Origin of the sequence: Scandinavium tedordense (assembly GCF_024764965.1) — a bacterium.
Taxonomy (GTDB): Bacteria; Pseudomonadota; Gammaproteobacteria; order Enterobacterales; family Enterobacteriaceae; genus Scandinavium; species Scandinavium tedordense.
Map to the genome: position 1 here is coordinate 418,204 of NZ_JALIGG010000058.1, position 11,362 is coordinate 429,565.

Genomic DNA, 11,362 nt, shown 5'->3' on the forward strand with positions numbered 1-11,362 from the left:
ATGATGTAACAAAATTATGCTGAATTAAAGTCCCTATTAACTACGCGGGTAAAAGGGCGATAACTCGCTTTCGGAGTGATCTCCTGTCATCCTCCGCGCAGGACGTTACCCTGTGGTACGACTCACGAAAGTAGGGAGTATTATGCTGACCACCTTTCCACATCTGAACGAAACGACTTTGCAAGCCGCCAACCGCGTAGGTGAATGGCTGGCGCAGAATGATTTTCCCACGCCACCGGTCAATGTCGATGCCGATCTGGTCGTGCTGGCGGGCAATGCGGTGATGCCGACCATTGACGCCGCCTGCCGTCTGGCGGCAGAAAACCGCACGTTGTTGATCAGCGGAGGCATCGGCCATTCCACCACTTTCTTGTATGCCGCCGTGGCCCGTCACCCGCGTTACAACGCTCTGCGCACCACCGGATGTGCCGAAGCGACAATTCTCGCGGAAATTGCGCATCAGTACTGGAATATTCCGCAGGAGCGCATTGTGGTGGAACCGCGCTCCACTAACTGCGGGGAGAATGCCCGTTTCACGCGTGACATAATGGAAGAGCGTGGGATCCGCTGTCATTCCGGGATTGTGGTGCAGGACCCGACCATGCAGCGCCGCACTATGGCGACGTTCGCACACGTCTGGCAGGACGATGCGCATGCTCCACAGTGGCGCAGCTATCCGGGTTATTTACCGGTGCTGCGTAACGGGAATCATGGCCTGACCTTCGTCGAGGAAGCGCATAACGTCTGGCCCGTTGAACGGTATCTTTCCTTATTGCTGGGCGAACTGCCGCGTATTCAGGATGATGGAAACGGCTATGGGCCGCGCGGAAAAGGTTTTATCGCGCACGTCGATATGCCTGACGACGTGCTGGAGGCATGGCGCGTTCTGCGTGAAGACGCGCTGCTTCGCGAGGCGTTGTCGAGCCGTTCTCTGCTGTAATTCCCTCCCGTTAATGCCCGTTTGCGACAAAATATCCGCAAACGGGCATTCGTTGTTATCGAGTTGTTGACGCTGAATCGCGTTCATTGGCTTACTTTTATGAGATGTCTCACAAAAACAGGATCATAGGGTTGGGATTTGTACTGTGAATTCCCGATATTTAACAATATATTCACTTGTTAAAAACGATGCATTCACAGGAGCAGCACATGACAGCACCCGTACAACACCCTATGTATATCGACGGTCAGTTTGTGTCCTGGCAGGGCGACGCCTGGATTGATGTGGTCAATCCCGCAACCGAGGCGCTGATTTCGCGCATTCCTGACGGTTCCGCAAAAGAAGCGCAGCAGGCCATCGACGCTGCCGAACGGGCACAGCCTGCCTGGGAAGCGCTCCCGGCGATTCAGCGTGCGGGTTGGCTGCGTAAAATTGCAGCGGGCATTCGCGAACATGCCGAAGAAATCAGCGCGCTGATTGTCGCGGAAGGCGGCAAAATTCAGCAGCTGGCGGATGTCGAAGTGGCATTCACCGCTGACTATCTCGAGTACATGTCAGAGTGGGCGCGCCGTTACGAAGGTGAAATTCTGCAAAGCGACCGTCCGGGCGAAAACATCTTCGTGTTCAAACGCGCGCTGGGCGTCACCACCGGCATTCTGCCGTGGAACTTCCCGTTCTTCCTGATTGCCCGCAAGCTGGCTCCGGCGCTGATCACCGGCAACACCATTGTTATCAAGCCGAGCGAATTTACCCCGAACAACGCCATTGCGTTTGCAAAAATCGTCCATGAGATTGGTCTGCCAAAAGGCGTCTTTAACCTGGTCCTGGGACGCGGTGAAACCGTCGGTCAGGAGCTGGCGGGCAATCCGAAAGTGGCGATGGTTAGCATGACTGGCAGCGTCGGCGCGGGTGAAAAAATCATGACCGCCGCGGCGAAAAATATCACCAAAGTGTGTCTGGAACTGGGCGGTAAAGCCCCGGCAATTGTGCTGGACGATGCCGATATGGAGTTGGCAGTGAAAGCGATTGTTGATTCCCGCGTCATTAATACCGGGCAGGTCTGTAACTGTGCCGAGCGCGTGTACGTGCAGAAAGGCATTTACGACCGTTTCGTTAACCGTCTGGGCGAAGCGATGAAAGCAGTGCAGTTTGGCGACCCGGCACAGCGCACCGATATTGCGATGGGGCCGTTGATCAACGCCGCCGCGCTGGAACGCGTGGAGCAGAAAGTTGCGAAAGCGGTTGAACAGGGCGCGAAAGTGGCGATCGGCGGAAAAGCGGTGGAAGGAAAGGGGTATTTCTACCCGCCGACGCTGCTGCTCGACGTGCGTCAGGATATGACCATCATGCATGAAGAAACCTTCGGCCCGGTGCTGCCAGTATTGGCATTCGATACGCTGGAAGAGGCGCTGAAAATGGCCAACGACAGTGAATTTGGTCTGACGTCATCGGTCTACACCCAAGATTTAAACAAAGCGATGAAAGCGATTAAAGGACTTAAATTCGGCGAAACCTACATCAACCGCGAAAACTTTGAAGCGATGCAGGGCTTCCACGCGGGCTGGCGTAAATCCGGGATTGGCGGCGCAGACGGGCGTCACGGGCTGGAAGAATATCTGCAAACTCAAGTGGTATATCTGCAGTCTTAATCGCGAATACGAGAATATGGGCCCGGAGATGGGCCCTTTTTTATGGATGCTGCTGGGCAGCACAATGGCTTCTGTGCTACATCTTTTCACTCTATTCCTTGGCAGTGAGGTGTCTGTGTCAGAGAAATTGAATGCGCAATGTCACTGTGGTGCAGTGATATTTACAGTTGACCTGTTGGACGGGTTTAACACCATCAGGCGCTGTAACTGTTCGTTTTGTCGAATGCGCGGCGCGGTCGTGGTGTCGGCACCGTTATCCGGCATTCAGGTGACGGAAGGGAAAGACAAGCTGACGGAGTACCGCTTTAATACCGGCACCGCAGTGCACTATTTTTGTGCGGTGTGCGGCATTTACACCTTCCATCAACGACGCTCGGATCCACAACAGTACGGAGTGAACGTGGCCTGTATTGAAGGCGTTTCGCCGTTTGATTTTACCGACGTGACGGTGTCGAACGGGATACATCATCCCTCCGATGGTGGGGGCGGCGTGGCGGGGATCCTGACGTTTACCCCGACGTCCAAAAGCTAAATGGATTTCAGGCGGAGCGACCGCGTGCGGTCTGTTCCGCTGGCCTTATTCTGAAAGTCGTAGCCGGGGCGGGCATTCGGAATTAGCCCAACGCGTAAGTTGTTATCATCCCGCTTTTAAAGGGGTAATTATGGCAACGACGAAAAACTGGTCTCCGGAACTGGAGGGACTGCGCGGTGTCGCGTCTCTGTGGGTTTTTCTGGGGCATATTGCACTGCTGGTTAACTGCAAAATCCCAATCATTGCGGTGCCTAAATTAGGCGTTGATTTGTTTATTTTGTTGTCCGGTTATCTGATGACCAAAAACTATATTGAGCGTCAGGACAAGGAACCGTGGGATCGCTGGCAAACCATCACAACCTTCTGGTTACGGCGCTATTTTCGTATCGCCCCGCTGTATTATGTGATGCTGTTTGTCGCATTACTGGGCGGCCATTATCTGGGCGATGTGCGCCACATCATTGCCGAAGTTTTCCCGTCTACCGCCACTGAAACCTCCCGCTATAGTGACCTCTCATTTTTTAACGTACTTGCCCATTTGACCTTCGTTTTTGCCGACCTGCCACAGTACGCCTATAACACCGCGCTGCCGGACTGGAGCCTCGGCCTGGAAATGCAGTTTTACCTGCTGTTCCCGTTCATCATGTTGCTGACGCTGCGCTGGGGATTTGCCCTGACGCTGGTGTCTGTCATGGTGCTGGATGTGCTCGGGCGTTATTTGCTGCCAGAAATGTACGATGCGTTCCCGATGCCGTCGATGATCCTGATTAAGCTGCACATGTTTATCGCTGGGATGTTTATGGCCGAGGCGGTACGTCGACGTCGGGTGCTGTTCGTGGTGCTGGCCCTGCTGGCGCCGGTAGTCAGCGACCTGCTCAATATCCGCATGGATGACGTCCAGGTGGGGGTGGAAGCGCTGATGATCCTCGGCATGACCGGCGTGCTGTGGTCCTGGCAGCAGCCCGGTTTGCTCCAGCGTCTCTTTGCATTGCCGCGTATGCTGCTCAGCCACCGGATATTCACCTGGCTCGGCGACGTGTCGTATTCTGTCTATTTATTGCACTTATTGATTGTGATGCCGGTAATTGCGTTGCTGCTCAATCATTTCCATATTGCGAACCATTCCAGCGGCGCGCGTTACCTGTTAACGGTGGGCATTTGTATGCCAGTGGTCTATTTGTTGGCCACGCTTTTACACCGTAAGGTTGAAATGCGCGGGATTACGCTCGGAAAGCGGATCATCCAGAACAAGGCTGCTAACGAAAAAGCGATTAATCTGCCGTGAAATAACAGGGCATGAGGCGATACTCATGCCCTGAAAATTACACCTTCGTTTCTATCCAGGCCATCATCAGTTCGGGCCAGACCGACACCGGCAGGCCCTGGGCGTCACGAATGCCGAACCCGTGTTTCCCTTGCTCGAACAGATGCATTTCCACCGGCACACCGAGTCGGCGCAGGGCGCTGAACATCACCACGCTGTTTTCCACTTTGACCGACGGGTCGTCTACCGCATGCAGCAGAAACGTCGGCGTTGTTTGCGTGCTGGCGCGTTGTTCGAGGGAATAATGTCGGATTTGCTGTTCGTCGGGGCTATTGCCAATTAATTCTTCACGCGAGCCGGGATGATCAATATCTGCCACCATGGTGATAACCGGATACACCAGCGCCATAAACGCCGGGCGAGCGGAAAGGGCGTCAACCTCATCTTCCGGTTCGTACACTGTTTCATCGTAACGGGTGCCGAGACTGGCGGCGGCATGACCTCCGGCAGAAAAACCCATCACTCCGAGCTTATCGGCATCCAGCTGCCAGCGATGCGCATTGGCCCGCAGCACCCGCATCGCGCGCTGCACGTCTGCCAGCGGCGCGTTGGCACCTTCCGCATGACCGTCGCCCGGCAGGCGATAGGTCATCACAAACAGCGTATAGCCGCGCGCGTTGAAAAACGGCGCCAGCGCGCTGCCTTCTTTATCTAATACCACGCGTCGATAAGATCCGCCCGGCGTGACCAGGATCCCAACGCCGTTCGGTTCCGCCGGAGCATACACCGTTATCTGCGGGGCGCGTACGCCGGTAACCGAGCGGTCCCAGGCTGATGGGCCAGTATGTTGCTCTTCGAGCACGAACTGAACAGCGCTCTGATGCGCGCCGGGCGCATCTCCCTGCGGCCAAACGGGAAAATTGGCGGCCTTGCGTGAGGCTTCTGCCATCAATTGCAGCAGTTCATCCGGATTGAATGTCGTCATGTCCACTCTCGCTTAGGGTAAAACAACGTTTTAGCACAGGGTGGGAAAGAGGTCAGGGCGAAGGGGGTAAATGTGTGAGGCGGATGGGCGTGCCATCCGCCGTAGGGTTTATAGCTTAACGAATTTTTCCAGGACGCGTATAAGCTGGGTGACGAATCCATATTCGTTATCGTACCAGGAGACGGTTTTCACCAGCTGCACATCGCCGACTTCAGTGATTTCGGTCTGAGTGGCGTCGAACACCGAGCCAAAGTGGCTGCCGATGACATCGGAGGAAACAATTTCTTCATCGGTATAGCCGAACGATTCATTGTCGTTGGTGGCTTTTTTCAGCGCCGCGTTCACTTCATCTTCGGTGACGTTTTTACCCAGAATCGACACCAGTTCGGTGACGGAACCGGTTTTTACCGGGACGCGCTGTGCATGGCCTTTGAGTTTCCCTTTGAGTTCGGGGATAACCAGCCCGATAGCCTTAGCCGCTCCGGTGGTGTGTGGAATGATGTTTTCTGCGGCGGCACGTGAGGCGCGTAAATCTTTGCCACGCGGGCCATCAACCAGTGCCTGGGTGCCGGTGTAGGCGTGAATGGTGGTCATGGTGCCGACTTTGATTTCAAACGTGTCGTGCAGTGCTTTCGCCATTGGCGCGAGGCAGTTGGTGGTACAGGACGCCACGGAAATAATGGTGTCGTTGCTGTCCAGCGTATCGTTGTTGACGTTAAAAACGATGGTTTTCATGTCGCCGGCCGGGGCGGAAATTAGCACCTTTTTTGCACCTGCTTGAATGTGCGCCTGTGCTTTATCGGTGGCGGTATAGAAACCGGTACATTCGACGACGTATTCAACGCCCGCTGATTTCCAGGGAATATTTTTGGCGTCTTTCTCGGCGTAGACGGCGATTTTTTTACCGTCGACAATTAGCGCGTCGTCGGTGTGATCGACACTCCACGGGAACGGGCCGTAGTTAGAGTCGTGTTTCAACAGATACGCCAGCACGTGCGGCGACGTCAGATCGTTAATTGCTACCACTTCCTGTGCGCTTTTCACTTCCAGCATGCGGCGTAACACCAGGCGTCCAATGCGTCCAAAACCATTAATGCCTATTTTGCTCATTGACCTTCTCCTTCGAGGGTTATCTCACGATGCGAGTAAAACTCCTCCAGGCTTAGACCAGCCGGTCCATTTGGGCAACTGAACAACGTGCAGGCGGCGCTAACGGTTTGAAAATCTATCCAGAAAAGTTAATGAATTTTTTAAGTGGGGCCGCTATGTTAGCTCTCTCACAGTTTTTCGGGAATCATAACGATGCGAGATAAATACTCGAGCCTGCAAATTGGCATCCACTGGCTGGTGTTTCTGCTGGTGATTGGTGCGTACTGCGCGATGGAGCTGCGCGGCTTCTTTCCACGCACTTCTCGTCCGTACTTCAATATGGTGCATGTCTCCTGCGGGATTTCGATTCTGGTGTTAATGGTGGCGCGACTGCTGGTGCGTTTGAAGCATAAAGCACCGCCGATTGTGCCGAAACCAAAACCTTGGATGACCGGAATGGCGCACCTGGGTCATCTGGTTATTTATCTGCTGTTCATTATTCTGCCGATTATCGGGCTGGTGATGATGTACAACCGCGGCAATCCGTGGATTGCGTTTGGCATCACCATGCCGCACGCCGCAGAAGCGAATTTTGATCTGGTCGATAACCTGAAGGAATACCACGTGTGGCTGGCGAATTTCGGCTATTACGTGATAGGTCTGCACGCGCTGGCGGCGCTGGTGCATCATTATTTCTGGAAGGACAACACGCTACTGCGCATGATGCCGCGTAAGAAGTGACATGATGTGCCGGGTGGCGCTGCGTTTACCCGGCCTACCTTTCTCCGTATCCCCGTAGGTCCGTGCAAACGAAGTGCCGCCGGGCAGCGTATTAATGCCCCGGCATGGATTTACGAATGGCGCTCAAGAGCGTCTGGGCGCCGGTCGATAGCGGTGAATCCACCCGGGTCAATATTCCAATCGGTTCGCCTGTACCCTGCGTTGGCACCGGCAGCGCAACCAGTGTGCCATGACGTAAATCATCTTTCACCGCGCCGGAAGGTACAAACCACACGTAGTCAAAATCCACCGTTAGCTGGCGCGACAGCGATGCCGACAGCGTTTCAATACAGCCGGACGGAATTTTACAGCCCTGGCTCAGTACCAGCGCCTCGGCGTTTTGCCGTGGCACCGTGCCTTTGGGCGACACGACGACAGGCCACTCCATCACTTTGCTCAGGGTGATTGTTTCCTGCAACAGCGGGTGATTCGGACGCACCACCAGTTTCAGCGATTCCAGGAACAGCAACTCGTAGTTCAGACCGCTCATCAGGTCCGGGTCCGACATGCGGCCAATGCCTAAATCGATTTCAGCGGATTTCAGTCCTGCCAGCAGCATGGTGTTATTCATGGTGGCCACCTGCAGCGTAATGTCTTTTTGCTGCTTGTGGAATTCTCCAATCACCGCCGGAAGAATACCCAGCGCGGCGGTCGGCAGAGCACCGATACGCACCACGTCGCTACCGATCCCCTCTTTGCGGTTCAGTGCCTGACCGGCAGTATTCAACGCATCAAGCACTTTTACCGCGTGAGTCAGAAACTGTTCCCCGACCAGCGTTAGCTGCGCGCCCATACGACCGCGGTTAAAAAGACGCGTACCGGTAAGCTGTTCCAGTTCGTTGAGTGTTTTCGACAGCGCGGGCTGACTGAGGTTAAGCGTTTCCGCTGCACGGCCCAACGTACCTTGTTGAGCGACGGCGACAAACGTATGCAAGTGGCGCAAACGAATGCGCTGACTGAAGAGACCATTTTTTTCCATAACCGGATGTTAAAGAGAGTGCGGGGCGGGTATCAAGGTAACTTGTTTGAATTTGATAACTTGCTAGCAAAATATAATTAACATAATGGCTGATTGTGTTACATGTGGTTATGGAATAGCCGAAAAAAGCCCGGCATCTTGTTTTGCCGGGCTGATTTGCGCTTAGAGATCGAAGAAAACCGTTTCAGCTTCACCCTGGAGGTGAATATCAAAGCGGTAAACAACCTCGCCGCCGCGCTGTTCGCGCTGGCCTATCAGCGTCTTGCGACGGACTTCCCATTCAATCAGGTTCAGTACCGGGTCGCGCTGATTGGCATCCTGCTCGTCGGAGAAATACATCCGGGTGTTCAGGCCGATGTTGATCCCACGGGCGACAATCCACAGATTTACGTGAGGAGCCATCAGGCGACCGTCACGGCCAACGACCGCCCCGGGTTTGATGGTTTCAAAGCGCCAGACGCCGGAGTCGAAATCAGAGCAGCCGCGCCCCCAACCGCGAAAATCATTATCGAGGGGCTTTTCCTGTTGTTGATCGGCAGGGTGGTTATAACGCCCTGCGGCGTTGGCCTGCCAGATTTCCAGCAGGACATCACGCACCGGCGTGCCGGACCCGTCGAACACGCGGCCTTCAATGGTAATGCGCTCGCCTTCGGTGTGGCTGTTCGTCAGAACCGGGCCGAAATTTTTCTCGAAGATATGAAAACCGGCGGCGTCTGGTGCCAGACCGATGTGCACGTATGGCCCGGCGGTTTGCGACGCTGTTTCAGCTAAATAGTCTTTCATCGCGCGGCTCCCTGAGTGCGGTTTTCAAACAGCGTGGCGCGACTGCCGCGCAGCACTAAATCGAAGCGATAGGCCAGGCAGTCCAGCGGTACGGCGGCGTGTGTGTCGAGTTCGGCGATCAGGGTACGAATGGCATCATCATTATTGATGGTCTTCACAATCGGACACTGTTTGATAAGCGGGTCACCCTCGAAATACATCTGTGTAATCAGTCGCTGGGCGAAGGCTTCGCCGGACAGTGAAAAGTGGATGTGCGAAGGGCGCCAGTCACTGGCTTGATTACGCCACGGGTACGGGCCGGGCTTAATAGTACGGAAGAAGTAATAGCCGTTTTCGTCGGTTAGCACGCGGCCACAGCCGCCAAAGTTCGGGTCAACGGGGGCCAGATACTGATCTTTCTTATGCCGGTAACGGCCGCCCGCATTGGCTTGCCACACTTCGACCAGGGTGTTTTTGATCGGACGACCAAAGCCGTCGCGCACGTATCCGTGGACGATAATACGTTCGCCAATCGGCAGCCCATCTTTGGCGTAGTTAAGGATAAGGTCGTTATCCTGCGGGCCAAGATCGTCACTGCTAAATATCGGGCCGGTGATTTCCGATAGCGAGTTTTGCAGGGAGATCAGCGCATTGCGCGGCGAACGCAGTACGCTGGTTTTATAGCCGGGTGCAAAGGCAGGCGGGTGATTATTGTAATCACGATGCACCACTTCGCGTGGTGTCCATTTTTCTGTCATAGGGTGCTCCGGGTCAGAGGACTTCTTTATTGTTGTGATATCGTCATTCGGAGTGTGTGTAATCATATTGTTAATTTAAAGTGAATTTATACGGTATTTTACATAACGCCAGGTTATAAACCGCATAAGAGCAGGGCGTAAAGCCAGAGGTTATCCGCGATCACAATTCGTAAATTCTTCCTCCCGGCGGCAAATGGCTTATGTACACTCCAGGTAATATTCACTGGAGACATGACATCATGGCGAACACCATCACGGCTGATGAGATTCGGGAAAACTTTTCGCAGGCAATGTCAGCGATGTACCAGCAGGAAGTTCCACAGTACGGCACGTTGCTGGAACTTGTGGCGGATGTAAATCTGGCGGTGCTGGAACATAATCCACATTTACATGAGCAGTTGGCGAACGCCGACGAACTGGCGCGACTCAACGTTGAGCGCCACGGTGCGATTCGCGTAGGTTCAGCTGATGAACTGGCTACTTTGCGCCGTATGTTTGCGATCATGGGAATGAAGCCGGTCAGCTATTACGATCTCTCCCAGGCCGGTGTTCCGGTTCACTCGACGGCGTTTCGCCCAGTGGAAGACGCCGCGCTGGCACGTAATCCTTTTCGCGTATTTACTTCGCTGCTACGCCTTGAGCTCATCGACAACGTTGCGCTACGCGACAAAGCCGCAGCAATTTTGACGAAGCGCGACATCTTCACGCCGCGCTGCCGAGAATTAATCAGCCACTTCGAGGCACAGGGCCAGTTTACGGCGGCCGAGGCGAAACAGTTCGTCAAAGAGGCGCTCGAAACCTTTCGCTGGCACAGCCACGCCACGGTGGAGCAGGACACGTACCTCGCGCTGCACAATGAACATCGCCTGATTGCCGACGTGGTGTGCTTCCCCGGCTGTCACATCAATCACCTCACGCCGCGCACGCTCGATATCGACCGCGTGCAACAGCTGATGCCGGAATATGGCATTGAGCCGAAGGTCCTGATTGAAGGGCCACCGCGTCGTGAAGTGCCGATTTTGCTGCGCCAGACCAGCTTTAAAGCGCTGGAGGAGCCAGTGCTGTTCGCCGGAGAACATCGCGGCACCCACACTGCGCGTTTCGGTGAAATCGAACAACGCGGCGTGGCGCTGACCCCGAAAGGACGCGCGCTGTACGACACATTGCTTACAGAAGCCGGAACCGGCAAAGACAATCTCAGCCATCAGCAGCATTTATCGGAGATGTTCAAAGCGTTCCCGGACAGCGAAATGTTCCTGCGCCGTCAGGAACTGGCCTATTTCCGCTATCGGCTGACGCCGACCGGGGAATCACATCGCCACGCATTTCGTCCCGGCGACGACCCGCAGCCCCTGATCGAACGCGGTTGGCTAGTGGCGCAGCCCATCACTTACGAAGATTTCCTGCCAGTGAGCGCCGCGGGTATTTTCCAGTCCAATCTCGGGAATGAAACACAGGCCCGAAGCCACGGCAACGCCAGCAAAGCCGCGTTTGAAGCCGCGCTCGGTTGCCAGGTGCTCGACGAGTTCCAGCTCTATCAGGAAGCCGAAGACCGCAGTAAGCGGCGCTGCGGGTTGTTGTAAACCACACACTCGCGGCGTTGCGAATCAGGCTAAAACCCGCA

The 11,362-nt window shown here is 54.9% G+C and carries 11 protein-coding genes; 6 read left to right on the plus strand and 5 right to left on the minus strand.

The annotated features are described in order from the left end of the window. Positions 1–142 precede the first annotated feature (142 nt). From MUU46_RS21425 to MUU46_RS21440, 4 genes are all read left to right on the plus strand, one after another. The gene (locus MUU46_RS21425) at positions 143–940 is read left to right on the plus strand and encodes a YdcF family protein (RefSeq protein WP_309582950.1); all 798 of its coding nucleotides are present in this window, start codon (positions 143–145) and stop codon (positions 938–940) included. Between the two features lie 209 nt (positions 941–1,149). Then, complete coding sequence (aldA, locus tag MUU46_RS21430) at positions 1,150–2,589, plus strand: aldehyde dehydrogenase (protein WP_258966636.1); 1,440 nt, start codon at positions 1,150–1,152, stop codon at positions 2,587–2,589. A gap of 115 nt (positions 2,590–2,704) precedes the next feature. Beyond that, entirely contained in the window at positions 2,705–3,121 is a 417-nt protein-coding gene (locus MUU46_RS21435) for a GFA family protein (RefSeq protein ID WP_258966637.1), read from the plus strand. A gap of 130 nt (positions 3,122–3,251) precedes the next feature. Then, a complete protein-coding gene (locus tag MUU46_RS21440; RefSeq protein WP_258966638.1) occupies positions 3,252–4,406 on the plus strand; it encodes an acyltransferase family protein in 1,155 nt (384 codons plus the stop codon). A 37-nt stretch (positions 4,407–4,443) separates the two neighbouring features. Here MUU46_RS21440 and MUU46_RS21445 read toward each other — a convergent pair whose 3' ends face one another. Continuing rightward, positions 4,444–5,334 carry an alpha/beta hydrolase gene (locus MUU46_RS21445; protein WP_374685031.1) on the minus strand — a complete coding sequence of 297 codons (891 nt, stop codon included), beginning with the start codon at positions 5,332–5,334 and terminating at the stop codon, positions 4,444–4,446. A 144-nt stretch (positions 5,335–5,478) separates the two neighbouring features. Further along, positions 5,479–6,480, minus strand: a complete 1,002-nt coding sequence (gap, locus tag MUU46_RS21450) for a type I glyceraldehyde-3-phosphate dehydrogenase (RefSeq protein ID WP_258966640.1) — start codon at positions 6,478–6,480, stop codon at positions 5,479–5,481. A gap of 192 nt (positions 6,481–6,672) precedes the next feature. On the opposite strand from gap, the gene cybB reads away from it, so the two are divergent. Further along, complete coding sequence (gene cybB, locus MUU46_RS21455; protein ID WP_159758998.1) at positions 6,673–7,200, plus strand: cytochrome b561; 528 nt, start codon at positions 6,673–6,675, stop codon at positions 7,198–7,200. Between the two features lie 91 nt (positions 7,201–7,291). On the opposite strand, the gene MUU46_RS21460 is transcribed toward cybB, so the two are convergent. The 3 genes from MUU46_RS21460 to pcaH form a co-directional block, all read right to left on the minus strand. Beyond that, complete coding sequence (locus MUU46_RS21460; protein ID WP_159759000.1) at positions 7,292–8,218, minus strand: LysR substrate-binding domain-containing protein; 927 nt, start codon at positions 8,216–8,218, stop codon at positions 7,292–7,294. Positions 8,219–8,380: 162 nt separating this feature from the next. Then, positions 8,381–9,001 carry a protocatechuate 3,4-dioxygenase subunit alpha gene (gene pcaG, locus MUU46_RS21465; protein WP_159759002.1) on the minus strand — a complete coding sequence of 207 codons (621 nt, stop codon included), beginning with the start codon at positions 8,999–9,001 and terminating at the stop codon, positions 8,381–8,383. Further along, complete coding sequence (gene pcaH, locus MUU46_RS21470) at positions 8,998–9,738, minus strand: protocatechuate 3,4-dioxygenase subunit beta (RefSeq protein ID WP_258966641.1); 741 nt, start codon at positions 9,736–9,738, stop codon at positions 8,998–9,000. Before pcaH ends, pcaG begins: the two co-directional genes overlap by 4 nt. 239 nt (positions 9,739–9,977) lie before the next feature. Here pcaH and hglS point away from each other — a divergent pair, with 239 nt between their 5' ends. Further along, the gene (gene hglS, locus MUU46_RS21475) at positions 9,978–11,321 is read left to right on the plus strand and encodes a 2-oxoadipate dioxygenase/decarboxylase HglS (RefSeq protein WP_258966642.1); all 1,344 of its coding nucleotides are present in this window, start codon (positions 9,978–9,980) and stop codon (positions 11,319–11,321) included. Positions 11,322–11,362: the final 41 nt, after the last annotated feature.

What these genes read in the sequence shown, in the direction of transcription:
- pcaG (WP_159759002.1), bottom strand. Translation starts at nt 9,001, where the DNA reads ATGAAAGACTATTTAGCTGAAACAGCGTCGCAAACCGCCGGGCCATAC.
- pcaH (WP_258966641.1), bottom strand. Translation starts at nt 9,738, where the DNA reads ATGACAGAAAAATGGACACCACGCGAAGTGGTGCATCGTGATTACAAT.
- cybB (WP_159758998.1), top strand. Translation starts at nt 6,673, where the DNA reads ATGCGAGATAAATACTCGAGCCTGCAAATTGGCATCCACTGGCTGGTG.
- aldA (WP_258966636.1), top strand. Translation starts at nt 1,150, where the DNA reads ATGACAGCACCCGTACAACACCCTATGTATATCGACGGTCAGTTTGTG.
- gap (WP_258966640.1), bottom strand. Translation starts at nt 6,480, where the DNA reads ATGAGCAAAATAGGCATTAATGGTTTTGGACGCATTGGACGCCTGGTG.
- MUU46_RS21445 (WP_374685031.1), bottom strand. Translation starts at nt 5,334, where the DNA reads ATGGCAGAAGCCTCACGCAAGGCCGCCAATTTTCCCGTTTGGCCGCAG.
- MUU46_RS21460 (WP_159759000.1), bottom strand. Translation starts at nt 8,218, where the DNA reads ATGGAAAAAAATGGTCTCTTCAGTCAGCGCATTCGTTTGCGCCACTTG.
- MUU46_RS21425 (WP_309582950.1), top strand. Translation starts at nt 143, where the DNA reads ATGCTGACCACCTTTCCACATCTGAACGAAACGACTTTGCAAGCCGCC.
- MUU46_RS21440 (WP_258966638.1), top strand. Translation starts at nt 3,252, where the DNA reads ATGGCAACGACGAAAAACTGGTCTCCGGAACTGGAGGGACTGCGCGGT.
- hglS (WP_258966642.1), top strand. Translation starts at nt 9,978, where the DNA reads ATGGCGAACACCATCACGGCTGATGAGATTCGGGAAAACTTTTCGCAG.